Genomic DNA, 24514 nt, shown 5'->3' with positions numbered 1-24514 from the left:
ATGGACACTTCGTTACACAATGCCGTAGGCTGCCCGCATGGCTCGCCCCCGCACCTTCGATCGCGAACAAGTGCTCACCGCCGCCACTGAGCTGTTCTGGCGGCGGGGCTTTCACGCGACCAGTGCCGAAGAGCTGTGCCAGGCAACCGGTCTGGGCCGCAGCAGCCTGTACAACACCTTCGGCAGCAAGGGCGCGCTGTTCGCGGAATGCCTCGGCCGCTATCTCGACACCACCGCGCAGGCCACCGCCGAGGTGATCGCCAAAAAGGGCGACCCGGTGGCGCGAATCGAGGCTTATCTGACGAAGGTGGTCCTCGAAGAAGCCGAGCGGTCGAGCACCGGCGCGCCGAGCGGATGTCTCGCGGTCAATTCCGTCGCCGAACTGGCTGGCGACACCGAGAATGCGGAGTTTCTGGAGCAGGTCGCCCGCGACACCGATGCCCGGCTGCGCTTGCTGACCGATCTATTGCGCGCAGGTCAGGCAGCTGGCGAAGTCACCGCTGGGGTTCCCGCGGAAGGCTTGGCCGCGTATGTGAACGCCAGCGTCGCCGGGCTGCGGATCTCCGCTCAAGGCGGCGCGCCGCTGGCCCGGCTGGCCGACATCGTCCAGGCCGCCACCCGGGCGCTTCGCCCGTAGCCACGCCCTTCCGGCTTCATGCCGGCCGAGTTTTGAACCGATCGTTACAGGAAAGGGATTCTCATGTCCGTGACCCGAGTGCCGTCCGCGGTCTACGTACTGGCGGCAGGCATTTTCGCCATGGTCACCAGCGAATTCGCCGTCGCCGGGCTGATGCCGCAGCTCGCCGCCGGACTCGGTGTCGACGTCGCGCAGATCGGCTACCTCATCACGGTCTTCGCCGTCGCGATGGCAGTCGGCGGCCCGGTGCTGACGCTGGTGTTGCTGCGCGTCCGGCCGAAAACCGCACTGATGGTCATCTTCGCCGTGTTCTTGGCTGGCAACGTGCTGGCCGCGCTCGCGACGACGTACTCGGTGATGGTGGTCGCGCGCGTGATCAGCGGTGTTGCGTCGCAAGCCTTCTTCGGCATCGCGATTTCCCTGTGCGGGCAACTGGTCGGCGAACGCGTGCGCGGCCGGGCGATCGGCGTCGCGATGAACGGCCTGATGCTCGGCACCCTGCTGGGACTGCCGCTGGCGACCTTCGCGGGCGGACATTTCGGCTGGCGAGCGGCGTTCTGGACGATCACCCTGCTGACCGTGCTGGCCGCGCTGCTGACTCAGTTCCAAGTGCGCGATGCCGGGCCGGTTCACCACCGGGAAACCGTGGACCTGCGCGTTTTCCGCCGTCCGAAGCTGATTCTCGCGCTGGTCTCCAGCACGCTGATTATCGGCGCGACGTTTTCCGCGTTCAGCTTCTTCACACCGATCCTGACCCAAGTCAGCGGATTCTCGCCGGACACGGTCCCGCTGCTGCTACTCGGCTACGGTGCGGCGACGGTCGTCGGCAACAGCATCGTCGGCAGGCTCGCTGACCGGCACACCGTGTCGACGCTCGCGGTCGGCACGCTCCTCAACGCCTTCTTCCTCACCGGCTTCGCACTGTTCACGGATGTGCCCGCGGCGGCGCTGGTGTTCATGCTCGCGATCGGCCTGGCTGGCGTGACGATGAACCCCGCGATGGCGGTGCGGGTGCAGCGGGCCGGGAACACGAGCCCGCTGGTCAACACGGTGCATTCGTCGTTCATCACGCTGGGGGTCATGCTCGGCTCGTCCGTCGGCGCCAGCCTGATCGAGCCGTACGGCCTGCGCGCGCCGATCGTCCTCGGCACCGCGATGGCCGTGGTCGCGGTGGTGACGATCCTGCCCGCGTTCCGTCGGGCGGTTCAGCCGGTGGTGCCTGTTCCGGAGGTTTGCTGCGCCAGCACGGCCGGATAGGTGGTTTCCAGCAGCTGCACCAGGGATTCCACCAGGAACGCGCGCAGTTCGGCCCGTTCGAGGGTGCCGCGGACCAGCCATTCCCGGGACGCGGCGCGCAGCATCCCGCCGTATGCGCGGATCATCGCCCGCAGCTGCGGATGTCCGTTCGCGGGCAGCAGCGCGGCGGCGAGAACCCGGTCGGCGGCGATCTCGTCGGCCTCGCGCATAATCCGCTCGACCTCCGGGTCGTGCGCCGCGTCGATGACGGTGAGCCAGGCGTCCCGGTTGCGTTCCACGACGTCGATCCACCGGTCGATGCCGATCTCCAGCCGCAGCCGGGGCGGGCCGTCGGGCAGGGCGTCGACGACCGGGGCGGGCACGATCGTCATCTGCCGCACCACTTCGAGATACAGCTCGCGTTTGCCGCCGAAATAGTGGTTGATCAGCGGCCGGGCGACTCCCGCTGCCGCCGCGATGTCCGAAGTGGACACCGAGGAGTAGCTGCCCGCGCCGAAGCACCGCCGGGCCGCGGCGAGGATTTCGGCCCGGCGTTCGGCGGGATCCAGCCGCCGCCGGGGTCCGCTGCTCACCGCGCCAGCCTCGCCGCCGGGCGAGGTCGTTGTCAACACGTTGCGGACCGCGGCGCGGTGCTGTCACCGGATGCCGTTACCCAACCGGAACAACCGGCCGGTAACTCCGGCCGCCCCGGCCGCGACCTTCAGCCGGGGGACGTGGGGCGAGCGGGAGCGGGCGATGAACGGCACGGACCAGCAGCCGCGGCCGTCCGGCCGGTGGGTCGGGGTGCGGTTGCACTACCGGCACGTCCGGATGGACGACCGGCCGTGCGCGACCGGCTGCCCGGAGGACGAGCTGACGGTGTCGTATCCGGGGATACTGATCAGCAGCTACGACGACGGCGAACTGGTGGGGGAGAGGTGGATCCCGCTGGGAGCCGAGCCGAGCGAGGAGGACGACGAGGCGCTGATCGAACAGCTGCGGGCGGCGCTGTGGTGGCAACTGGGCGAGACGCAACCGGACACCTGACCCGCGTCGAGAAGTACGTGAGGGGAACCCTGAGGGAATCTGATTCCCTCAGGGTTCCCCTCACGGCTTTCCCAGCCGCCGTTCGAGGCCGTCCAGGAGCAAGCACAGGCCGTATTCGAAGGTCTGGTCGATGGTGTGCTTGGTCTGCTGGGCGGTCAGGTGGTCGAGCGCGGGATAGCGGCCGGTCTCGACGATCCGGCGGAACTCGGCCTCGTGGCCGTCGAGCCATTCGTCGTTGGCCAGCCCGGTGTCTTGCCGCGCCCACGCTTCCGACTGCCAGGTGAGCGCGAGACTGCGGACGTGGCCGAACAGATTGAGGTGCACGAGAAGCAGCTCTTCGGCGGGCAGCGCGGTCCGGAGCAGTGCGGCCAGCACCCACTCGGAGTACCGCATCAGGTTCGGCGTGGGCCGGGGCCGCGTCATGGACAGCGCCTCGGCGACCCAAGGATGGCGTCGGCAGACTGTCCACAAGAGACGGAGCGTGTATTCCAGGCAAGGCCGCCACGGGGTCGGCGGCTCGCGGCGGATCGCTTCTCCGGCAACGGCGTCGGCCATCAGGTGGACCAGTTCGTCCTTGTCGCTGACGTGCCGGTACAGCGACATCGTCGCCGCGCCGAGTTCGGTGGCGATCCGGCGCATCGACACTGCCGGAAGCCCGTCCGCGTCGGCGATTTCGATGGCGACGCGCACGATCCGGCCCCGGCGCAGCTCCGGTTCCTGCTTCCGCTGCACCGAGCGCACGACGGTGCCCGCGCCTGGTTTGGGGTCGACCAAGCCCTGCTCGCGCAGCTCGGCGATGACCTTCGTCGCGGTCGCCATCGCGACGCCCCATTCCCGCGTGATCTGCCGCGTCGACGGTGCGCGGTCGCCCGGCCGCAGCCGTCCGCTCGTGATGCGCTCGCGGATTTCGGCCACGATCCGCTGGTAGGGCGCAGAGTCCATCGGTACCTCCAGTGCACTAGTGCGCTCCATCGCCCTAACCGCGTGGCAGAAGAACTGCACTAGAACAAAAGTACCCGAAGAAGAAAGCGCTCGTACGGTGTACACATGCGCACTGTCCTGATCTCCGGCGCAGGCGTCGCCGGACTTTCCCTCGCGTACTGGCTGCGGCAGTACGGTTTTCGCCCGACGCTGATCGAACGCGCCCCCGCGTTACGGCCAGGCGGCCAAGCGGTCGACATCCGCGGCACGGCTCGTGAGGTCGTCGCTCGCATGGGCCTGCTGGACGAAGTCCGTGCCGCGCACACTGGCACCCGCGGCATCGCCTGGCTCGACGAACGCGGCCGTCGCGTGGCGGAGATGGCGGCGGACGCGTTCGGCGATTCCGGCGGGGTGATCGCGGATCTCGAAATCCTCCGCAACGACCTCGTCCGGATCCTGCACGACGCCGCAGCCGCCGACATCGAATACGGCACCGAAATCACTGCGCTGACCGAGGAATCCGACGGAATCCGCGCGACCTTCACGCACGGCCCCGCGCGGACGTTCGACGTCGTGGTCGGCGCGGACGGCATCGGGTCGGGCGTGCGGTCGCTGGTGTTCGGCCCGGAATCCGTCCGCGATCTGGGCTATCACCTCGGGTACTTCCCGGCCCGGACGCGCCTCGCTCTCGATGGCTGGGAGGTCGTCTACAACCTGCCCGCGGGCAACGGCGTCGGCGGCCGGGTCGTCATGCTGTACCCGCTGGGCACTTCCGGAGACAGCCGGGTCCTGATCGGTTTCGCCTCACCAGAACCGATTTCGCCGCGAGCAAACCCGGCCGCGGTGGTAACCGAGGCGTTCGCCGGGGCTGGCTGGGAAATCCCCGCACTCCTCGAGCAACTCACGGACGATCTGTACTTCTCCCGCGCCGGGGAGGTCCGGCTGACGGAATGGCACCGCGGCCGCACGGTCCTGCTCGGCGATTCCGCCTTCGCCGGTTCACTCGGGATGGGGACCAGCCTGGCTATCGTCGGCGCCTACGTCCTCGCCGGTGAACTGTCCACTATGGACGATCCGCGTGCGGCTTTCGCCCGCTACGGCGACGAGATGCGGGACTACGTGGCCGTGAACCGGAAACGCCCGCCCGGCGGGGCCAGCGGATTCGCCCCGCGGACCCGGAACGGCATCCGGCTGCGCAACGCCTTCATGCGCGCGATACCGTATCTGCCGGGCAGACAACGGATGCTGGGCGGGCTTCAGCGCTCGGCGAACGCCATCACGCTGAAGCCCTACCCGGCTTTACGCTCCTGATCCGGTGACCGCCCGGTCGGCAGTCTCCGCCTTCTCCCGCAGGTCCACGCCCCGGGTCTCCGGAAGCGTGAACGTGACCAGCGCGCTGATCACCATGAGCACGATCCCGTAGATGATGAACAGCGACGGGTGTCCGTTCCCGGCGAACAGCGTCTGCAAGTACGGTGCCGTGCCGCCGAACGCGGCGACCGCGATCGAGTACGGCACGCCGACGCCGACCGCGCGGATGCGGGTCGGGAAGATCTCCGCGTAGACCGCCGGGCCGATGGAGGAGAACCCGGCCATGAACACCAGCGCGATCGACATCGCCACGAACAGCTGCCACGCCTCGTGCCCGACCATCGCGTTCAGCGGGAAGCTCAGCACGAGCAGGCCCGCGATAGCGATGAACAGCACCGGCTTGCGGCCGATGCGGTCGGACAGCATTCCCCACAGCGGCAAGGCGATCAGGAACACGACGTTCGCGAACACGCCCGCCCACAGCGCGCCAGTCGGGGCGACGCCGCGCACGGTGATCGCGTACGACGGCGCGGCGACGGCCCACATGTAGTAGATGACCGTCGCGCCGACAGTCAGCCCGACGACCTGCGCGAGCAGCTTCGGGTTCTGCTTGATCGTCTGCCAGATCTGGCCCTTCTCCTTCGCCGCGTCCTTCTTCGAAGCCTGGAACACCTCGGTCTCTCGCATGCGAAGCCGCACGTAAAGCGAGTAGATGCCGAAGACGCCGCCGAGGATGAACGGGATGCGCCAGCCGTAGGACAGCATCTGCTCGTGCGTCAAGACGCCGGAGAGCACCGCGCCCAGCAGCGTGCCGACGAGGACGCCGCAGGTGCCGGAGAAGTAGATCAGACTCGACCACAACCCGCGGCGGGCCGGCGGAGCGACCTCGGCGATGTAGGTCTGCGCGGACGGCAGCTCGCCACCGTGCGCGAGGCCCTGGGCCAGCCGCGCGACCACGAGGATCACCGACGCCCACACGCCGATTTGGCCGTACGTCGGGGAAAGGCCGATGACCAGGCTGCCGGCGGCGGCGATCGCGACGGTCAGCGACATCGCCAGCTGACGGCCCTTTCGGTCGGCGATCCAGCCGAACACCCAGCCGCCGACCGGCCGTGCGGCGAACCCGACCGCGAACACCGCCAGAGTGCTCAGCAGAGCCGAAACCGCGCTGTGAGCGTTGAAGAACTGCGCGGCGAAGAAGGACGCGAAGGTGGCGTAGACGTTCCAGTCGAACCATTCCATCGCGTTGCCGGCGCCGAGCCCGAAGAGGGTGCGGCGACGGTCTTGGACCACAGAAGTCATCGCATTGCTCCTTCGGCGAAACGGTCGAGACGGCGTACGGCGAGCTCGGCGTAGACGGTGGCGGCGCGGGAGAGCACGGACGGGTCGAAATCGGCGTACGGGCTGTGGTTGTTGGGCGCGGTGTGCGGTTCGAGACCGGGCATCAGCGCGCCGAGGCCGAGGAACGTGCCCGGCACCGCGGCGAGCACGCGGGAGAAGTCTTCGGAACCGGCGACCGGGTTGGGCAATTCGGTGTAGTACTGCTCGCCGATCGTCTCGCGGACGACCTCGGCGCCGAACGCCGTTTCATCGACATCCGTGACGGTCACCGGATATTCGTTCTCGAACACGACGTCCGCGGTGACGCCGTTCGCCCGCGCGACCCCGTCGATGGTCTCGCGGATGGTGGTGTCCAGCAGGGCGGCGGTGTCGTCGGAGAAGCAGCGGACCGTGGCCTCGAACTCGGCGGTCGCGGGGATGACGTTGCGCTTGGTGCCGCCGCGGATGACGCCGACGGTGAGCACCGCCGGGTCGAAGATGTCCAGCCGCCGCGTGATCATCGTCTGCAGCGCGGTAATCATCGCTGCCGCAGCGGAGATCGGGTCTTTGGCGCGGTGCGGCATTGAGCCGTGGCCGCCTTCGCCGTGCACGGTGACGAGCAGCTTGTGCGAAGCGGACATCAGCGTCCCGGGGCGGCTTGCGAACTGACCGCTGGGCAGCATCGACGAGAAGACGTGCAGCCCGTACGCAGCGTCGACGCGTCGGCCAGCGGCGTCGAGCACGCCTTCCTTCAGCATTACGCCCGCGCCGTCCCAGCCTTCTTCGCCGGGCTGGAACATCAGGACGACATCGCCGTTGAGCCGGTCTCGGTGGGTGTGCAGCAGCCGCGCCGCGCCGACCAGCGACGTGGTGTGCAGGTCGTGGCCGCACGCGTGCATCGCGCCGTTGGTCGCGGCGAAGTCGAGCCCCGTCGCTTCCTGGACCGGGAGCGCGTCCATGTCGGCGCGCAGCAGGACCGTGCGCGGTTGAGCCGAATCCCGGCGCGAGCCCTCGCCGCGAAGCACCGCGGTCACCGATGTCGTATCGGTGCCGGTGGAGACCTCCAGGCCGAGCCCGTCGAGTTCGCGCAGCACGCGTTCCTGGGTGCGCGGCAGGTCGAGCCCGATCTCGGGTTCGCGGTGCAGGTCGCGGCGCAGATGAGCCAGGTCGTCCTGCTGGCTGCGGGCGTCTTCGTGGAGGTCCACCGGCTCGGCTCCTCTTCGTCGGGGAACGGGCGTCTTGGTGGTCGAGTGTGCGAACTGACGCCCGATATCGGGTTAGAGTTGTCGGAATCGCTCGCAGATAGGCCTGCTGGAGAAGAAACAATGATCGACACACTGGAGGAGGAAGACTTTTCGCTCATCCACGCACTGCAACTGCGCCCCCGCGCCACCTGGACGCAACTGGCCGCGGCACTCGACTCCTCCCCGGTGACGCTGGCGCGGCGCTGGGAGCGGCTGCGCGACGGGGGAGCGGCCTGGGTGACGGCGTATCCGCACGTGCCCGGGCTGTATCAGGTGCAGGCCGCGTACGTGGAAATCCGCTGCGCGAGCGGCCAGGTGCGCGAGCTGATCCGCGAGCTGTCGACGTGGCCTTCGGTGGCCAGCATCGAGGAGGCTTCCCGCGAGTACAGCCTCGTGCTGACCGTCTTCGGCCTCGGCTTGCGCGATCTGTCGGCCCTGCTGCTGGACGCGATCCCCAGCCTCCCCGGGGTGCTCAACACGCGCTCGCATCTGGCGTCACGGCTGCACGTCGAAGGCAGTTCGTGGCGAGTAGGCGCGCTCGACCGACGGCGCGTGCAGGCCCTGTCGCAACTACCGTCCATCAGCGGCGGGCGGCTGGCGAAGCTGCAGCCGTGGGAAGAGCCGTATGCCCCGCTGACCGTCGCCTTGGGCGAGGACGGCCGCCGCAGCGCCGCGGACCTTGCCCGGATCACCGGACGCCCCGTGTCGACTGTCCGCCGTCAGCTCGGACACCTGCTGAGCGCCGACGCCCTGACGTTCCGCTGCGAGATCGCGCAGGGCCTGACGCCGTCGCCGATCGTCGTGAACTGGTGGTGCCAGGTCCCGGTGGCGCACGTGTCGACGTGCGTGGATCGGTTGCGGGCCAACCCGACTGTGCGGCAGATGGCGAGTTTGCCCGGTCCGGCGAATCTTTTGGTGACCACGTGGATGCGTTCGATCGAGGAGTCGATGCGGATGCAGGAGCATCTGGAGCAGGATCTGGCGCCGCTGTCGGTGGTGGATTCGGCGCTGATCCTGCGGACGGTGAAGCGGATGGGCTGGCTGCTGGACGATTTGGGGCGGAGTACCGGGTTTGTGGTGACTATGCCCGCTCCGGCTCGTAGGGAATTGCCTTAGGCCAGGCGGAACGTCGCGCGGTATTCGGAGGGCGAGACGCCGAGCGCGTCGCGGAAGTGGCGGCGAAGCGTGGCGGCGCTGCCCATCCCGCAGCTGGCGGCGATCTGCTCGACCGGCGAGTCGGTGCGTTCGAGCAGTTCCTGTGCGCGGGCGAGGCGTTGCCGGTGCAGCCAGTTCAGCGGCGCGGAACCGAATTCGGCGCGCATCCGGCGGGCGAGTTGCCGGGAGCTGAGACCGGCGTGGCGCGCGAGATCGGCGACCGTGAGCGGTTGGTCCAGCCGGGACCGCGCCCATTCCGCGGTGCGCGCCAGGGCGGGACCTTCCGGGGAGGGCGGCGGGGACACGAATTGCGCCTGCCCGCCGTGCCGATGCGGCGGGACGACCAAGCGGCGGCCGAGATCGTTGGCGACCGCGGCACCCAGGTCGCGGCGGACCAAGTGCAGACACAGGTCTAGGGCGGCTGTCTTCCCTGCTGAAGTGAGGATGTCGCCCTCGTCGACGTAGAGCACGTCGGAGCGCACCTTCACGCGCGGATAGCGGCGGGCCAGATCGTCGGCGTGCATCCAGTGGGTGGTCGCGATCCGGCCGTCCAGCAGTCCGGCCTCGGCCAGGACGAACGAGCCGGTGCACAGGGCCGCGATCCGGACCCCGTTCGCGTGCGCCTCCCGGAGCGCGGCCGCGAGCGCCGGATCGATCTCCTCTCCGGGCGAATCCGTGGAGGGGACCACGATCAGATCTGCGGCGGCTGCACCGATTTCCGAGACGCCGATCGCGGGCAGATGCGGCAGCCAGTGCCGCGGCGACCGGTCCGGGCAGGCCACGACGACGTCGTACCAGGCGCCGGTGGGGGAGAGGTCCGAACGGTCGACGCCGAAGACCTCCGCCGCGATCGCGACCTCGTACAGCATCGCGTGCTCGTGCAGGACGAGCACCAGTCGAGGCATGTCCGATACTGTACGCAACTCGTCCTTTCAGACACTCACCAGCGGCGCGCGAGAGTGTCCAGAATCAGCCTTATGACAGATTCGCAGCGGGTCCTGGTCTACGGCGCCAGCGGCCACACCGGAAAGTTCGTGGTCGCCGAGCTGCTGCGACGCGGTCTTCAGCCGATCGTCGCGGGGCGCAGTCTCGCACAGGTCACGGATCTTGACCGGCGCGCGGCGAGCATCGATGACGGCCCCGGTTTGCGGGCGCTCCTCACGGATGTCGCGGTGGTAATCAACTGCGCTGGCCCGTTCCTGGACACCGCCCTCCCGCTCGCGACGGCAGCGGTCGAGACCGGCACCCACTACCTCGACGTCACCGCTGAACAGCCCGCCGTCCAGCAGCTCTACCGCGAACTCGACGCGCCCGCCCGCGCGGCCGGGACCGTCGTAATACCCGCCATGGCGTTCTACGGCGGGCTGGCCGATCTGCTCCTCACCGCTGTGCTCGGTCCGGAGACGTCCGCTGCCGAGGTCGAGATCGCCATCGGACTCGACCGGTGGTGGCCCACGGAGGGAACCCGGATCACCGGCGCCCGCAACACCGCGCCCAGGCTGGTCATCCGCGACGGCGCCCTCGCCCCGCTCTCCGACCCGGCGGCGACCGGCACATGGGACTTCCCGGAGCCGATCGGCGCACAGTCCACTGTGGAGCTTCCGTTCTCTGAGGTGGTCACTATCGACCGGCATCTCGAGGTGGGAACCCTGCGCTCCTGGCTGAACACCGCCCCGCTCGACGACCTTCGCGACCCGGACACCCCGGCGCCGCAAGCCCACGACGAGCACGGACGCTCGGCGCAACGCTTCGCCGTCGAGGTCACTGTCGGCCCTGAGATTCGTCGCGGCACTGCGACTGGGCGTGACATCTACGCGACGACCGCACCGATCCTGGCCGAAGCCACTGTCCGGCTTCTGGACGGCCGGTACCACGGCTCGGGCGCGCTGGCACCTGGCGAGGCATTCGCTGCGGCCGACTTTCTGAGGGCGATTCCGGACGCTGATTTCGAAGCTGTCTGGGGATAAGCCGCTAGGCGCGCAACCCGTCGAACGCCATCTTGCACACCGCGTCCGCCAATTCCTCCGGCGACGACCCCCGCCGGGGCCGGTACCACTCGATCAGCGAGTTCACCGTGCCGAACAGCAGCCGCGCCGCGATCGCGGGGTCGATATCCGGCCGAACATCCCCTTCAGCCTCGGCCTGCTTCACGAGATCCGTCACCAGATGATCGAACTCGCGCCGCCGCGCCAACGCCGCCCGCTCGGCCTTCGTATTGCCCCGCACCCGCAGCAGCAGCGTCACGAACGGCAGCCGATCCGCCAGCACCAGCACACTTCCGCGCACTAAATGCTCCAAGCGGTCGATCGCGCGCCCGTCAAGAGCTTCCGTCGACTCCGCGACCTCGAACAGTCCGTCCAAGGCCCGGTCGACCGCCAGCCGCAGCAGCTCTTCCTTGCTCGGCACATGGTGGTAGATCGCGGATTTCGTGATGCCGAGCTTGCGCGACAAGTCCTCCATGCTGGTCCCGTCGTAACCGCGGTCGTTGAACAGCTTGACCGCGACCTGGAGCAGCGACTCCAGGTCGTAGCCAGGCCGGCCGCGGCGGGCGGGGGTCGTCACGAGCGTTCGTCCAGTACGCGGCGCATCTTGCCGAGCGAGCGCTCCAGCGTGTCCGGGTCCACGATCTCCACCGAAACGCTTACGCCGACGCCGTCCTTCACTCCGGCGGCCACCGCAGAGGCCGCCAAAGAGCGACCCTCGGCCGTCGTGTCGGCGCGGGCTTCGACGCGCACGGTGAGGTGGTCCAGCCGGCCGCGGGTCGAGCGGACCAGCTGGAAGTGCGGGCTCAATCCCTCGGTGCGCAGGACGATTTCCTCGATCTGTGTCGGGAAAACGTTGACCCCGCGCAAAATAATCAGATCGTCGCTGCGGCCGGTCACCTTCTCCATCCGGCGGAACGCCGGACGCGCGGTGCCGGGCAGCAGGCGGGTCAAGTCGCGGGTGCGGTAGCGGATGATCGGCAGCGCCTGTTTGGTCAGCGACGTGAACAGCAGTTCGCCGCGTTCGCCTTCGGGCAGCACCTCGTCGGTGAACGGGTCGATCACCTCGGGGAAGAAGTGGTCCTCCCAGATGTGCAGGCCGTCCTTGGTTTCCGCGCATTCCTGCGCGACACCGGGGCCCATCACCTCGGACAGGCCGTAGATGTCGACCGCGTCGAGGGCGAACCGTTCTTCGATCTCGGAGCGCATCTGCTCGGTCCACGGCTCCGCGCCGAAAATGCCCACCTTCAGCGAGCTGGCCCGCGGATCCACGCCCTGGCGCTCGAATTCGTCGAGCAGCGTCAGCATGTACGACGGCGTGATCATGATGATCTCCGGCTTGAAGTCGGTGATCAGCTGGACCTGCCGCGCGGTCATCCCGCCGGACGCCGGAATCACCGTGCAGCCGAGCTTTTCCGCGCCGTAGTGCGCGCCGAGCCCGCCGGTGAACAGGCCGTAGCCGTACGCCACGTGCACCTTGTGCCCCGGCCGCCCGCCCGCGGCGTGGATCGAGCGCGCCATCACGGTGGCCCAGGTGTCGAGGTCATCCTCGGTGTAGCCGACGACGGTCGGCTTCCCGGTGGTGCCGCTGGAGGCGTGCAGCCGGCGGATCTGGTCCTGCGGCACGGCGAACATGCCGAACGGGTAGCTGTCGCGCAGGTCGGCCTTGGTGGTGAAGGGGAACTTCGCCAGGTCGCCCAGCTCGCGGCAGTCGTCGGGATGCACGCCCGCCTCGGCGAACTTCTTGCGGTACAGCGGGACGTTCTCGTACGCGTGCCGCAGGGTCCACAGCAGCCGCTCCAGCTGGAGCGCGGCCAGCTCGTCGGCGCTGACGTTTTCGGCGAGGGTGGGGGTCACTGTGCTTCCCGGGTCTTCTCGATGACGCGGCTGCGGCCGCGGAATTCGGCGACGACCTCGGGCCCGCCGGGGGTCTCCCGGTGCACCGTGACGTCGTAGATGCCGTTGCGGCCGTAGCGGGTGCGCTCGGCGGCCGTCGCGACGAGGTGGTCGCCCAGTTTTCCGGCGGCGACGAACGAGATCTCCGCGCCCGCGGCGACGGTGACCGGCCCGTACGTGTTGCAGGCGAGGGCGAAGGTGGTGTCGGCGAGCAGGAACACGTAACCGCCGTGGGCGATGTCGTGGCCGTTGACCATCGTCTCGGTGACCTTCATGGTGGCCACCGCGCGGCCGTCGGCCGCCTCGACGAGTTCGATGCCGAGCGCACGGGACGCCTCGTCGGTGTCGAACATGGCGTGCGCGGCGTTGCGGGTCACGAGCTAGGCCTCCGGGACGGTGACTTACTGACCGAATGGCCGGTAATCCCGGCGCGAGCCCAGTAAAGGCCGCGCCTGGCGCGGTGTCAAGCAATGCGGGGGTTCCGATCAGCGGGGAGAACGGCTATCCTGCGAATTACTGAACGTCCGGTTGGTAATTCGGCGAGAGGGTCGGCATGGTTCTGCTCCGCAGCTACGTCTCCGGGGGATGGCACACGGCGCCGGGCGAGGGTGCCCCGCTGCACGACGCGGCGACCGGGGAGGAAGTGGCCCGGATTTCGTCGGAGGGGATCGACTTCGCCGCCGCGCTCGACTACGGCCGCACCGTCGGCGGTCCGGCGCTGCGGAAGCTGACGTTCCATCAGCGGGCCGCGCTGCTGAAGGCGCTCGCCTCGCACCTGCGCGAGCACCGCGAAGAGCTGTACGCGCTGTCGGCGCGCACGGGTGCGACGCTCGGCGACTCGAAGTTCGACATCGACGGCGGCATCGGCGTCCTGTTCAGCTACGGCTCGAAGGGCAAGCGCGAGCTGCCGAACGACACCGTGTACGTCGACGGCGCGGTCGAGCCGCTGAGCCGCGGCGGCACGTTCGTCGCGCAGCACATCGCCACGCCGCTGCAGGGCGTCGCGGTCCAGATCAACGCCTTCAACTTCCCGGTGTGGGGTCCGCTGGAGAAGTTCGCGCCCGCGTTCCTCGCCGGGGTGCCGAGCCTGATCAAGCCAGCCAGCCAGACCGCGTACCTCACCGCGCGGCTCGTCGAGCTGATCGTCGAATCCGGCATCCTGCCCGAGGGCACGGTGCAGTTCGTCGCGGGCAGCGTCGGCGACCTGCTTGACCATGTCACGGCGCAGGACCTGGTGTCGTTCACCGGTTCCGCGTCCACCGCGCAGAAGCTGCGCGCGCACCCGGCGATCGTGCGGAACTCGGTGCGCTTCAACGCCGAGGCCGACTCGCTGAACTGCTCGATCCTCGCCCCGGACGCCCGGCCGTCGACGCCGGAGTTCGACCTCTTCGTCAAGCAGCTGACCACCGAGATGACGGTGAAGGCGGGCCAGAAATGCACCGCGATCCGCCGCGCGTTCGTCCCGGCGGAAATGCTGGACGACGTCGCTGAAGCGGTCAGCGCCCGGCTCGCGAAGGTGACCGTCGGCAACCCGAACGCCGAGGGCGTCCGGATGGGCGCGCTGGCCAGCCTGGAACAGCGCGAGGAAGTACGCCGTTCGCTTAAGGCGCTGCTCGACGCGGGCAGCATCGTCTTCGGCGACCCGGAGCACGTCGACGTCGTGGACGGCGACGAGGCGACCGGCGCGTTCATCTCGCCGATCCTGCTCAAGGCCGACCCGGAGCGCGCGGAGCCGCACGAGGTCGAGGCGTTCGGCCCGGTGTCGACGCTGATGCCGTACACGTCGGTCAAGCAGGTCATCGAGTTCGCGGCGCGCGGCGGCGGCAGCCTGGCCGGGTCGGTCGTGACCGGTGACCCGGTGTTCGCCCGCGAGATCGTGCTGGGCGTCGCGCCGTACCACGGCCGGCTGCTCGTGCTCGACAGCGAAGACGCGAAGGAGTCCACCGGGCACGGTTCGCCGATGCCGCAGCTGGTCCACGGCGGCCCCGGTCGCGCGGGCGGCGGCGAGGAGATGGGCGGTATCCGCGGCGTGCTGCACCACATGCAGCGCACGGCCGTGCAGGGCAGCCCGACGGTGCTCGGCGCCGTCACCGGCCGGTGGGTCGAGGGCGGTCCGCGAACCGAGGACGACGTCCATCCGTTCCGGAAGTCGTTGGCCGAGCTGAAGGTCGGCGACTCGGTGGTGGCCGGTCCGCGCACCGTCACGCGCGCCGACATCGATCACTTCGCCGACTTCACCGGCGACACCTTCTACGCGCACACCGACGAAGCGGCCGCAGCGGCGAACCCGCTGTTCGGCGGCATCGTGGCGCACGGCTACCTGGTCGTCTCGTTCGCGGCAGGCCTCTTCGTGTCGCCCGAGCCCGGTCCGGTGCTGGCGAACTACGGCCTGGAGAACCTGCGCTTCCTCACGCCGGTGAAGGTCGACGACGCGCTGACGGTCACCTTGACGGCCAAGCAGATCACGCCGCGGATCGACCAGGAGTACGGCGAAGTCCGCTGGGACGCCGACGTCACCAACCAGGACGGCGACTCGGTCGCGAAGTACGACGTGCTCACCCTTGTCTCGAAGGAGCAGCCGTGACCGCTGTGGCAGAGCCCGAACTGGAAGCCCTGTTCGAGCACACCATCGAACGGGACCAGCGCATCGAACCGCGCGACTGGATTCCCGAGGGCTACCGCAAGACGATGATCCGCCAGATCGCGCAGCACGCGCATTCGGAGATCATCGGCATGCAGCCGGAGGGCAACTGGATCACCCGCGCGCCTTCGTTGCGGCGCAAGGCGATCCTGCTCGCGAAGGTGCAGGACGAGGCCGGGCACGGGCTGTACCTGTACTCCGCGGCGGCGACGCTCGGCGCGGACCGCGCGGACCTCACCGACAAGCTCATCACCGGCCGGCAGAAGTACTCGTCGATCTTCAACTACCCGACGCTGACCTTCGCCGACGTCGGCGTGATCGGCTGGCTGGTGGACGGTGCGGCGATCTGCAACCAGGTGCCGCTGTGCCGGTCGTCGTACGGGCCGTACGCGCGGGCGATGATCCGGATCTGCAAGGAAGAGTCCTTCCACCAGCGGCAGGGTTACGAGTTGCTGATGACCATGATGCGCGGCACCGAGCAGCAGCGGGAAATGGTGCAGGAAGCGGTGAACCGCTGGTGGTGGCCGTCGCTGATGATGTTCGGCCCGCCGGACGCGGATTCGCCCAACACCGCGCAGTCGATGGCGTGGAAGATCAAGCGGCACACCAACGACGAGCTGCGGCAGCGCTTTGTCGACATGTCCGTTCCGCAGGCCGAGGCGCTCGGCGTGACGTTCCCGGACCCGGAGCTGAAGTGGAACGCCTCGCGCGAACACTACGACTTCGGTGCGGTCGACTGGGACGAGTTCAAGAACGTGCTCAAGGGCAACGGCCCGTGCAACGCGGACCGGATCGCGCACCGCCGTCGTGCACACGACAACGGCGCTTGGGTTCGAGAAGCCGCTGCGGCGCACGCGGCCAAGAAAGAGGTTTCGGCATGAAGCACGACTGGCCGTTGTACGAGGTTTTCGTCCGCGGCAAGCGGGGACTGAACCATGTGCACGTGGGTTCGCTGCACGCAGCGGACGACGAGATGGCGCTGCACCACGCGCGCGATCTCTACACGCGCCGCAACGAAGGTGTGTCGATCTGGGTCGTTCGCGCCTCGGACATCACCGCGTCGTCGCCGGACGAGAAGGACCCGTTCTTCGCGCCCAGCGGGGACAAGGTGTACCGGCACCCCACGTTCTACGACATTCCCGACAACGTTCCCCACATGTGAGGTCTGGGATGTCTTTCGACAACGTCTACGAAGCCATCACCGAGGACAACGACGCCCGGTGGGCCTTCGGCACCGGATTCGCCGACCCGCTGTCCGGTGTGGACACTTCGGTTCCGTCCGGAGTGGACGGTGCGCGGCTGGCCGCGTATTGCCTGATGCTGGGCGATGACGCGTTGATCTTCTCGCACCGGTTGCAGGAGTGGGTCAGCAACGCGCCGGAGCTGGAAGACGAGGTCGCGATCGCGAACATCGGCCTCGATCTGCTTGGCCAGGCGCGGTTGTTGCTTGCTCGGTCTGGCAAGGCCGACGGCACTGATCGGTCTGCGGACACGTTCGCGTTCTTGCGCGCGGAGAACGAGTTCCGGAACGTTCGGCTGGCTGAGCTGGGCGGCGGGCACTTCGGGCACCTGATCGCGCAGTTGTTCTTGTTCTCGACTTGGCGTCTTTCGTTGTTCCAGCAGCTGGAGTCCAGTGTGGACCCGGTGCTGGCGGCTATCGCGGCCAAGGGGGTCAAGGAATTGGCCTATCACCGGGATTATGCCGCGCAGTGGCTGGTGCGTCTTGGCGACGGGACGCCGTTGTCGCGAGAGCGGATGGCCGAGGGGCTGACCGCGGTGTGGCCGTACGTCGAGGAGTTGTTCTCGACGCATCCGGTCGAGTTCGTGGATGCTGCCTCGTTGCGGCCGGAGTTCGATGCTGTCGTGGATCAGGCATTGGCCGCGGCGACCTTGGAGCGGCCGGAGATCGGGGCTATCGCCGGGGTTTCCGGGCGTACTGGCCGTGACGGTGTCCACACTGAACAGATGGGCTTCCTGCTGGCCGAGTTGCAGAGTGTGGCTCGGGCGATGCCTGGAGCGTCGTGGTGACCGCCGTCGCGGTGGCTTCTACGGTCACTGATCCCGAGTTGCCGATGCTGACGCTCGCGGATCTCGGGGTGTTGCGCGAGGTGTCCGAAGAGGACGGTCGGGTTACGGTTTCCATTACGCCGACTTATACCGGGTGTCCGGCTATGGACACTATGCGCGACGACCTGGAGCACGCGTTGCGGGGCGCTGGGTATACCTCGGTTGAGATCCGTACGGTGCTGGAACCGGCTTGGACTTCGGACTGGATCAGCGAGGACGGGCGGCGGAAGCTCGCTGAGGCTGGGATTGCACCGCCGGGGTCCGCGCCTCAGCGGGTTGCGGGGCCGATTCCGTTGACGCTGGGGCCTTCTGTGCGGCGGGTGGCTTGTCCGCACTGTGGGTCTTTGGATACGGAGGAGCAATCTCGGTTCAGTGCTACTGCGTGCAAAGCGTTGCGGCGGTGCCGGTCTTGCTGGGAGCCGTTCGAACACGTCAAGGAGATTTGAGTGACTGCCACCGTTTCCCGTCGTACCGGGTTCCATCCGTTGCGGGTGGCTGAGGTTGAGCGGCTTTGCGACGACGCTGTGGCCGTTACCTTTGACGTGCCTTCCGAGCTTGCGTCGGTTTATGCGTTTGCGCCTGGGCAGTCGCTTACTCTGCGCCGGGTGGTGGACGGGCGCGACGAGCGTCGCTCGTACTCGATCTGTGCTCCGGCGGGGGAGCGCCCACGCGTTGGCGTGCGTCTCGTGCCGGATGGAGTGTTCTCGTCTTGGCTGGTCAATGAGGTTCGGCCTGGGGACACTGTTGAGGTTTCCGCGCCTACTGGGTCGTTCACTCCGGATCTTGCTGCTGGTGGGCATCATGTGCTGATCGCTGCTGGGTCTGGGATTACGCCGGTGTTGTCTATTGCGGCTTCGTTGCTGGCTACTCCGGATGCTTCGGTGACTGTGTTGTATGGGAACCGTCGCACTGACACGGTCATGTTCGCTGATGATCTGGCCGACCTGAAGGACAGGTATCCGGCGCGGTTGGAACTCGTGCACGTCCTGTCTCGGGAGCCTCGTGAGGCTGAGTTGTTCACTGGGCGGTTGGATGCGGACAAGCTTCGTGCGTTGTTCGGGTCGATCGTGCCGGTGGACGAGGTGGATCATTTTTGGCTTTGTGGGCCGTTTGGGATGGTGACTTCGGCGCAGGATCTTCTTGGTTCGCTGGGGGTTCCTGGGGAGCGGATTCATCAGGAACTGTTCTATGTGGACGATGTGCCGCCGGAGCCCGTCAAGCATGTTGATCCTGCTGTGGCTGGTGCTTCGTCTGAGGTGACGTTGGTTCTTGACGGTCGGTCTACGACCATGAATTTGCCGCGTGAGTCTTCGGTGTTGGATGGGGCGCAGCGGTTTCGGCCTGACTTGCCGTTTGCTTGCAAGGGTGGGGTTTGCGGGACTTGCCGGGCTCGGGTGACTGAGGGGGCCGTTGATATGCGGCGGAATTTCGCGTTGGAGAAGGCTGAGGTGGAGGCTGGGTTTGTGTTGACTTGCCAGTCTCATCCGGTTTCTGAGCGGGTTACTGTTGATTTTGATGCTTGAATGCTCGTCGCCTGGCGGCGACGTTGCGCCCGTTGGTTGCGTGGGGCACCCCGAAGCTTGAGTGTGCTGACGGTCTGGGGGTGCTTGTCAAGGCGGGAAAGATGCCTTGACAAGCACCCCCAGACCGCAGGGACGCTTCGTATCGGGGTGCGGGGGAGGGGCTGGGTGCCTCGATCGTTGGGTGCACGGGTGCGGTTGGGTGGTGGGGCGCACGGCTGGGTGCCTCGATCGTTGGGTGCACCGGGTGGCGGTTGGGTGGTGGGGCGCACGGCTGGGTGCCTCGATCGTTGGGTGCGTCGGTGGCGGTTTGTGAGTGGGTTGGGGCTAGCGCCCCAATGTGGCGTTGGGTGCGTCAGATGCACCGAATGCCGCATTGGGTGCGTGGGATGCACCCAATGCCGTATTGGGGCGCGTTCTGGCGGGTGGTGGGCGGTCCGTGAAGGGGCCCTTGAGGGAATCTACGTCAGTGAAGGAGCCCCTCACGGCGCGGCGCGGCGTGCGGAAGGAAGGTCGTGAGGGGAACCCTGAGGGAATCAGACTCACTCAGGGTTCCCCTCACGTACGTTCAGCGGCGTCGGCGGCGTTTGCGTGGCCCGGCGGGGGTGGGGAAGTCGTCTTGCTCCGGGGTTTCGGGCGGAGCGGGGTCGCCTAGGCCCAGCATTTCCGCGGCCAGTTGCTGGGAAGACGCGAAGCGGCCGGTGGGTTTGTCCTTCGCCCTGCGGAGGGCCGACGGGCGTAGGCGGTTGTAGCCGCGTACTGCGATGGGGCGCCGGGTGCGGAGGTCGAATTCCGGCAGCGACTCCAACTGTCCGGCCAGTTCTCGGTCTACCAGCACGGTTCCGGGGCGGGCGGCTGACGTGAGGCGGGCGGCCAGGTTCACGACGGAGCCGTAGACATCGCCGAAGCGGGAGAGCACCCTTCCTGATGCCATTCCGGCTCGGACGGCGGGGAGGCCGTCATCCGAGCCGGTGCGTTCGGCTAGCGTCAGGGCGATTTCCGCGCCGTCGGCGGGGGAGTCGGTGACGAAGAGGACTTCGTCGCCGATCATCTTCACGACTCGGCCGTGGTGTTCTGCGATGACCTCGGTGGCTAGGGATTCGAAGCCGTCCAGGACCTGCGTCAGCTCTTCTTCGTCGGCTTCTCTGGTGAAGCGGGTGTAGCCGACCATGTCCACGAAGCCGACCACCAGGGCGCGCGTTTCCAGGTCTTCGTCTGGGCTGGCGAAGGCGCGGCCGGCGAAGGCGGCCAGGTGGCGGCGCCAGACGTAGTTTTGCACCTGCTCCAGTTCGGGGAGCAGGCGTTCCACTAGGCGGGTGACTTGGCGGTCGCTGCGGGCCAGTTCAGGGTTGTCGGTGATCAGTTCCCACAGCATGTGGACCTGCCACTCGGCCAGCCGGGAGAGATGCTGGCCGAGGGCACGGGTCACCGCTACTTCCATGCCGGGGGCGACCAGGCCGGAGCTCACCAAACCGTCGGCGATGCGCATGGCTTCGACGTCGGCGTCGGTGAACACCATCTCGTCGTCTTCGACGGTGGCGAAACCCAGCGCCCGCCACAGCCGGCGCGAGCGTTCTTCGGGTACGCCGGCTCGTTTCGCTACCTCGAGCCGGGTGTAGCGGCGAGGCCCGCCGAGCAGGGCGCGTTCCAGGCGCTGCTGCAGGTCCCGGGAAGAATCGGCCACGGACTCAGGTGGTGTGCACGATCAGCACGTCGACGCCCGACTTCCGGGCTACTTCCGACGGGACCGAGCCCAGGATCCGCCCGGCGAGGGTGTTCAGGCCGCGGTTGCCGACCACCAGCAGGTCGGCTTTGCGGTCCTTCACGACCTTCCGCAGCATGTCGACCGGCTGACCCTCCAGCGCGACCGTCTCGATGTTCGCGGCACCGGCCTTCGCCGCGCGGTCCCGTGCGGACTGCAGCGTGTCCTCAGCGGGCGCGGACCCGACGACCTGGTAGGCCTCGTCGCCCAGCTCGTCCTGCGCGCGTTCGACGTCTTGGCGGCTGGCCGGGTGGTACGCGCAGACAACGACCAGAGTCGCTCCCGCGTCGGCAGCCACCCCGGCGGCCTTGTCCACCGCGGCGAAGGACGAGTCGGACCCGTCCGTGCCCACCACCACAGTCCGATAGACAGCCATCCACAACCTCCCGGCGAATCGGTCAGCGGGGCGGCGCGGCCCCTTCGCGGGGGAAGGTTACTCGCCAGTCGGTTTTCCCGCCGGGCGCGGTTGCGGCTGCGGCTTGGGCACGTCGGAAGTCCGCAGCCGGACGGTCTGCTCGACGTCGCGGCCCACCGCGGGCTTTCCGCTGTTCGCCGGGGCGTTCTTGGCGCTCTGACCAGCGGGGTTCTGGCCGGACGGAGCGCTGGGCTTGCTGCTGCCCGCCGCGGTGGCGCCGCCCTGCGAGCCGCTTGCCGAAGAGCCGTTGGTGCCGGACTTCGGCCCGGACCCGTTGGCCTCGTCGACCGCGGCCTTGATGTCCGCGGGAACAGCGCCGTCGGTCTCGCCGAGCACGTGCTGCGCCTCGGCCAGCACGGTGCGCGCCGACCGGACCTGCTCGGCCAGGCTCGCCCGGACCGTGCGCAGGGCCTCGACCCGCTCGTTGGCCTGGGTGATCCGGCGGTTGGACTCGTCGGTGGCGGTGCGGACGCGGCGGCGGGCCTCGTCGGCCGCTTCCGCGAGGCGCGCGTTGGCCTCGGTGATGGAGTCCTGGCGGCGCTTGTTCGCGTCGGCGACCGATTCGCGCTGGCGACGGTCGATGTCGGCCTTCGCGGCCGTCTCCTCTTCCAGCACCTTCGCCCGGATCGCGGCCGCGTCCTCGGCGGCCTCGCGGACCCGGCGCTCGGCCTCGGCCTTGCTGGCCGCCTCCTGCTCGGCCAGCACGCGCATCGCCTCGGCGCGGCGGGTGGCCATGGCGATCTCGAAGTCTTCCTCGACCTGCGTGCGGCGGGCCTCGGACTCCGCGTCGAGCTTCTTGCGCTCGGCCTCGGCCTCGTCGGTGATCCGCTTGGCCTCGGCGCGCGCGTCCTCGAGCACCTTGCGGTGCTCGGCTTCCATTTCCTTGCGGCGCAGGTCGAGCTCGGTGAGCAGCTGCTCGTACCGGGCGCGCATGGCGCTGGCGTCGGTCTCCGCCTTGGCCCGGATGTGGCCGGCTTCGGCCTCGGCGCGGGCGCGGGTGTCGGCGGCCTCGTCCTGCGCCAGCCGCAGCATCCGCTGGAGGCGCTCGGACAGGCCTTCGACGCTCGTCGGCGGCTGCGCGAGCCGGTCGACCTGACCGCGGAGGTCGGCGATCTCGCCGCGCGCGACTTCGAGCTGCCTGGCCAGATCGCCGGACTGGGCGATGGCGGCGTCGCGGTCGGCGGTGAGCATCTTCAGGTCGCCGTCGAGCCGTTCCAGGTGCTCGTCGACCTGCGCCCGGCTGTATCCCCGCTTCGCTACGTCGAAGCCGGCTCCCAGCGGCACGAGTTCGCGTTCATCGCCAAGACTCATGCCACCACCGTAGTCGCTCCGCGGTCACGGACGGGTGAGCACCCACGGGGTCCGGCCGCTCGTGCGGCGAGCGGCCGGACCGAAGAGGCAGGTGGTCTGCCCTCACGCGCCGCGGAACGCGTTGATTCCGTCGAGGTGCTTGGCGCGCAGTTCCTCGTCGCGGACGCCGAGCCCTTCTTCCGGGGCGAGGGCGAGCACGCCGACCTTGCCCTGGTGCGCGTTGCGGTGCACGTCAAGGGCGGCCTGGCCGGTCTCCTCGAGCGAGTACGTCTTCGACAGCGTCGGGTGGATGAGGCCCTTCGCGATCAGCCGGTTGGCCTCCCACGATTCGCGGTAGTTCGCGAAGTGCGAGCCGATGATCCGCTTGAGGTTCATCCACAGGTACCGGTTGTCGTACTGGTGCATGTAGCCCGAGGTCGACGCGCACGTGACGATGGTTCCGCCCTTGCGCGCGGCGTAGACGGACGCGCCGAAGGTCTCGCGGCCGGGGTGCTCGAACACGATGTCCGGGTCCTCGCCGCCGGTCAGCTCGCGGATCTTCGCGCCGAACCGCTGCCATTCCTTCGGGTCCTGCTCGGTCTCGTTCTTCCAGAACTTGTACCCCTCGGCGGTGCGGTCGATGATCAGCTCCGCGCCGAGTTTCCGGCAGATCTCCGCCTTCTCCGGGCTGGACACGACGCACACCGGGATCGCGCCGCCGTTGAGCGCGTACTGCGTCGCGTACGAGCCGAGCCCGCCCGACGCGCCCCAGATCAGCACGACGTCGCCCTGCTTCATGTCCGCGCCGTTGCGCGAGACCAGCTGCCGGTACGCGGTCGAGTTCACCAGCCCGGGGGAGGCGGATTCCTCCCAGGTCAGATGCGCCGGCTTCGGCATCAGCTGGTTGGCCTTGACCAGCGCGATCTCGGCGAGCCCGCCGAAGTTCGTCTCGAAGCCCCAGATCCGCTGCTCGGTGTCGAGCATCGTGTCGTTGTGCCCGTCCGGGCCTTCCAGCTCGACGTTCAGGCAGTGCGCGACGACCTCGTCGCCGGGCTTCCAGTTGTGCACGCCCGCGCCGGTGCGCAGCACCACGCCGGACAGGTCCGAGCCGACCACGTGGTACGGCAGGTCGTGCCGCTTGGCCAGCGGCGAGAGCTTCCCGTACTTGCGCAGGAACTTGAACGTCGGGATCGGCTCGAAGATCGACGTCCAGACGGTGTTGTAGTTGATCGCGCTGGCCATGACGGCGACCAGCGCCTCGCCGGGGCCGAGCTCGGGCGTCGGGACGTCGTCGACGTGCAGCGAGCGGCGCGGGTCCTTGTCCCGGCTTTCGAGGCCTTCGAACATGTCGACCTCGTCCGCGTGCACGGTGACGCCCCGGTAGCTCTCGGGCACGGGCAGCTCGGCGATCGCGTCGAGGCGGCCGTTCAGGATCGCCTGCTGGATCTCGTCGAGGTGCGACATCGGGAACCTCCAGGGGGTCGGTCGCGGCACGCGACAGCACGAAATTACTCGTCGGTAACCGGGGGCCTCACTGTACGAGACACAGACCCCGGACACGAGTCGAAGTGTGACGCACGAATCTTGACCGGCTGGCCAGTCAAGGCGCATAGTCGGCAGTGGGAAATCTCCCTGAACGGCTCTTTTCCGGCGGAGGTGAGCACGAATGAGTGAAGTCTCGACGCGCGCCTGGACGCGGCCCTATGACTGGGCCGAGGTCGTGATTGGTGTTGTCGCCGCTCTTTCACCCCTTTGGCTGAGCACGAACACCACGATGGTGTGGACGATGGTGGTCCTCGGTGCGCTGATCGCGATCGACGGCCTGGTGTCGCTCGCGACGCCGAGCATGGTTTACGGCGAGGGCGTGCAGATCGTCCTCGGCGCGTTGCTGTTCATCGCGCCGTGGGTGATGGGGTATACGGAATTCAACGGGGCGTCGTGGACGTCCTGGGTCGGCGGTGCGCTGACGATCATCGCCGGCGCGGCCGCGATGCCGGAGGCCAACGCCGCCCACCGGATGGCGGGCCAGCACTGATCGGGGCATTGGGGCCTCGACGAGGAAGGATTGAC

25 protein-coding genes are annotated in these 24514 nt (G+C 68.4%); 13 read left to right on the top strand and 12 right to left on the bottom strand.

What is annotated here, in order from left to right:
* Window positions 1–37: 37 nt before the first annotated feature.
* Together AB5I40_RS18580 and AB5I40_RS18575 are read left to right on the top strand one after the other, a co-directional pair.
* Complete coding sequence (locus AB5I40_RS18580) at window positions 38–637, top strand: TetR/AcrR family transcriptional regulator (RefSeq protein ID WP_370939770.1); 600 nt, start codon at window positions 38–40, stop codon at window positions 635–637.
* A gap of 63 nt (window positions 638–700) precedes the next feature.
* A complete protein-coding gene (locus AB5I40_RS18575; RefSeq protein ID WP_370939769.1) occupies window positions 701–1894 on the top strand; it encodes an MFS transporter in 1194 nt (397 codons plus the stop codon).
* Here AB5I40_RS18575 and AB5I40_RS18570 read toward each other — a convergent pair.
* On the bottom strand, window positions 1843–2466 hold the full coding sequence (locus AB5I40_RS18570) for a TetR/AcrR family transcriptional regulator (RefSeq protein ID WP_370939768.1): 624 nt from the start codon (window positions 2464–2466) through the stop codon (window positions 1843–1845). The two genes, AB5I40_RS18575 and AB5I40_RS18570, sit on opposite strands and share 52 nt — an antisense overlap.
* Before the next feature lie 70 nt (window positions 2467–2536).
* Between AB5I40_RS18570 and AB5I40_RS18565 the strand changes: the two genes are divergently transcribed.
* Window positions 2537–2920 (top strand): hypothetical protein, encoded by a 384-nt coding sequence (locus AB5I40_RS18565; protein WP_370939767.1) that lies wholly within the window; start codon window positions 2537–2539, stop codon window positions 2918–2920.
* A 60-nt stretch (window positions 2921–2980) separates the two neighbouring features.
* Here the strand turns inward: AB5I40_RS18565 and AB5I40_RS18560 are convergent, their stop codons facing one another.
* Complete coding sequence (locus AB5I40_RS18560) at window positions 2981–3862, bottom strand: TetR/AcrR family transcriptional regulator C-terminal domain-containing protein (protein WP_370939766.1); 882 nt, start codon at window positions 3860–3862, stop codon at window positions 2981–2983.
* Between the two features lie 105 nt (window positions 3863–3967).
* Here AB5I40_RS18560 and AB5I40_RS18555 point away from each other — a divergent pair, with 105 nt between their 5' ends.
* Window positions 3968–5152, top strand: coding sequence for an FAD-dependent monooxygenase (locus AB5I40_RS18555; RefSeq protein ID WP_370939765.1), 1185 nt, complete (start codon window positions 3968–3970; stop codon window positions 5150–5152).
* Here AB5I40_RS18555 and AB5I40_RS18550 read toward each other — a convergent pair.
* Complete coding sequence (locus AB5I40_RS18550; RefSeq protein ID WP_370939763.1) at window positions 5141–6454, bottom strand: MFS transporter; 1314 nt, start codon at window positions 6452–6454, stop codon at window positions 5141–5143. The two genes, AB5I40_RS18555 and AB5I40_RS18550, sit on opposite strands and share 12 nt — an antisense overlap.
* Window positions 6451–7677 carry a M20 family metallopeptidase gene (locus AB5I40_RS18545; RefSeq protein ID WP_370939762.1) on the bottom strand — a complete coding sequence of 409 codons (1227 nt, stop codon included), beginning with the start codon at window positions 7675–7677 and terminating at the stop codon, window positions 6451–6453. The genes AB5I40_RS18550 and AB5I40_RS18545 overlap by 4 nt, the downstream gene beginning before the upstream one ends.
* Window positions 7678–7797: 120 nt before the next feature.
* On the opposite strand from AB5I40_RS18545, the gene AB5I40_RS18540 reads away from it, so the two are divergent.
* On the top strand, window positions 7798–8832 hold the full coding sequence (locus tag AB5I40_RS18540) for an Lrp/AsnC ligand binding domain-containing protein (RefSeq protein ID WP_370939761.1): 1035 nt from the start codon (window positions 7798–7800) through the stop codon (window positions 8830–8832).
* On the opposite strand, the gene AB5I40_RS18535 is transcribed toward AB5I40_RS18540, so the two are convergent.
* Complete coding sequence (locus tag AB5I40_RS18535) at window positions 8829–9776, bottom strand: GlxA family transcriptional regulator (RefSeq protein ID WP_370939760.1); 948 nt, start codon at window positions 9774–9776, stop codon at window positions 8829–8831. The two genes, AB5I40_RS18540 and AB5I40_RS18535, sit on opposite strands and share 4 nt — an antisense overlap.
* 72 nt (window positions 9777–9848) lie before the next feature.
* Here AB5I40_RS18535 and AB5I40_RS18530 point away from each other — a divergent pair, with 72 nt between their 5' ends.
* The gene (locus AB5I40_RS18530) at window positions 9849–10838 is read left to right on the top strand and encodes a trans-acting enoyl reductase family protein (protein WP_370939758.1); all 990 of its coding nucleotides are present in this window, start codon (window positions 9849–9851) and stop codon (window positions 10836–10838) included.
* A 4-nt stretch (window positions 10839–10842) separates the two neighbouring features.
* On the opposite strand, the gene AB5I40_RS18525 is transcribed toward AB5I40_RS18530, so the two are convergent.
* Genes AB5I40_RS18525 through paaI form a run of 3 tightly spaced genes read right to left on the bottom strand, consistent with a single transcriptional unit; the run spans window position 10843 to window position 13102 of the window.
* Entirely contained in the window at window positions 10843–11433 is a 591-nt protein-coding gene (locus tag AB5I40_RS18525; protein ID WP_370939757.1) for a TetR/AcrR family transcriptional regulator, read from the bottom strand.
* Window positions 11430–12710: a phenylacetate--CoA ligase PaaK gene (paaK, locus tag AB5I40_RS18520; protein WP_370939755.1), complete on the bottom strand. Its 1281-nt coding sequence runs from the start codon at window positions 12708–12710 to the stop codon at window positions 11430–11432. The genes AB5I40_RS18525 and paaK overlap by 4 nt, the downstream gene beginning before the upstream one ends.
* The gene (gene paaI, locus AB5I40_RS18515; RefSeq protein WP_370940550.1) at window positions 12707–13102 is read right to left on the bottom strand and encodes a hydroxyphenylacetyl-CoA thioesterase PaaI; all 396 of its coding nucleotides are present in this window, start codon (window positions 13100–13102) and stop codon (window positions 12707–12709) included. Before paaI ends, paaK begins: the two co-directional genes overlap by 4 nt.
* Before the next feature lie 200 nt (window positions 13103–13302).
* Here paaI and paaZ point away from each other — a divergent pair, with 200 nt between their 5' ends.
* From paaZ to paaE, 6 genes are read left to right on the top strand one after another with little or no spacing between them, the layout of a single operon-like run.
* Window positions 13303–15333: a phenylacetic acid degradation bifunctional protein PaaZ gene (gene paaZ, locus AB5I40_RS18510; RefSeq protein WP_370939754.1), complete on the top strand. Its 2031-nt coding sequence runs from the start codon at window positions 13303–13305 to the stop codon at window positions 15331–15333.
* Window positions 15330–16271 carry a 1,2-phenylacetyl-CoA epoxidase subunit PaaA gene (gene paaA / locus AB5I40_RS18505; RefSeq protein WP_370939753.1) on the top strand — a complete coding sequence of 314 codons (942 nt, stop codon included), beginning with the start codon at window positions 15330–15332 and terminating at the stop codon, window positions 16269–16271. Before paaZ ends, paaA begins: the two co-directional genes overlap by 4 nt.
* Window positions 16268–16552, top strand: coding sequence for a 1,2-phenylacetyl-CoA epoxidase subunit PaaB (gene paaB, locus AB5I40_RS18500; protein WP_009073848.1), 285 nt, complete (start codon window positions 16268–16270; stop codon window positions 16550–16552). Before paaA ends, paaB begins: the two co-directional genes overlap by 4 nt.
* 8 nt (window positions 16553–16560) lie before the next feature.
* A complete protein-coding gene (paaC, locus tag AB5I40_RS18495; protein ID WP_370939751.1) occupies window positions 16561–17418 on the top strand; it encodes a 1,2-phenylacetyl-CoA epoxidase subunit PaaC in 858 nt (285 codons plus the stop codon).
* Complete coding sequence (gene paaD, locus AB5I40_RS18490; protein WP_370939750.1) at window positions 17412–17903, top strand: 1,2-phenylacetyl-CoA epoxidase subunit PaaD; 492 nt, start codon at window positions 17412–17414, stop codon at window positions 17901–17903. Before paaC ends, paaD begins: the two co-directional genes overlap by 7 nt.
* A complete protein-coding gene (gene paaE, locus AB5I40_RS18485) occupies window positions 17904–18980 on the top strand; it encodes a 1,2-phenylacetyl-CoA epoxidase subunit PaaE (protein WP_370939749.1) in 1077 nt (358 codons plus the stop codon).
* A 565-nt stretch (window positions 18981–19545) separates the two neighbouring features.
* Here the strand turns inward: paaE and AB5I40_RS18480 are convergent.
* The 4 genes from AB5I40_RS18480 to ccrA form a co-directional block, all read right to left on the bottom strand.
* Window positions 19546–20661: an adenylate/guanylate cyclase domain-containing protein gene (locus AB5I40_RS18480; RefSeq protein WP_370939748.1), complete on the bottom strand. Its 1116-nt coding sequence runs from the start codon at window positions 20659–20661 to the stop codon at window positions 19546–19548.
* Window positions 20662–20665: 4 nt separating this feature from the next.
* On the bottom strand, window positions 20666–21115 hold the full coding sequence (locus AB5I40_RS18475; RefSeq protein ID WP_370939747.1) for a universal stress protein: 450 nt from the start codon (window positions 21113–21115) through the stop codon (window positions 20666–20668).
* Between the two features lie 57 nt (window positions 21116–21172).
* Window positions 21173–22438 (bottom strand): chromosome segregation protein, encoded by a 1266-nt coding sequence (locus AB5I40_RS18470; protein WP_370940549.1) that lies wholly within the window; start codon window positions 22436–22438, stop codon window positions 21173–21175.
* A gap of 129 nt (window positions 22439–22567) precedes the next feature.
* Window positions 22568–23908 carry a crotonyl-CoA carboxylase/reductase gene (gene ccrA, locus AB5I40_RS18465; RefSeq protein WP_370939746.1) on the bottom strand — a complete coding sequence of 447 codons (1341 nt, stop codon included), beginning with the start codon at window positions 23906–23908 and terminating at the stop codon, window positions 22568–22570.
* A 202-nt stretch (window positions 23909–24110) separates the two neighbouring features.
* Between ccrA and AB5I40_RS18460 the strand changes: the two genes are divergently transcribed.
* Window positions 24111–24479: an SPW repeat protein gene (locus AB5I40_RS18460; RefSeq protein ID WP_116206640.1), complete on the top strand. Its 369-nt coding sequence runs from the start codon at window positions 24111–24113 to the stop codon at window positions 24477–24479.
* Window positions 24480–24514 lie beyond the last annotated feature (35 nt).

The organism is Amycolatopsis sp. cg13, assembly GCF_041346965.1.
Lineage (GTDB): Bacteria > Actinomycetota > Actinomycetes > Mycobacteriales > Pseudonocardiaceae > Amycolatopsis.
Note: the sequence above shows the minus strand (reverse complement) of the source record. Positions and strands in the feature narration are given on the sequence as shown.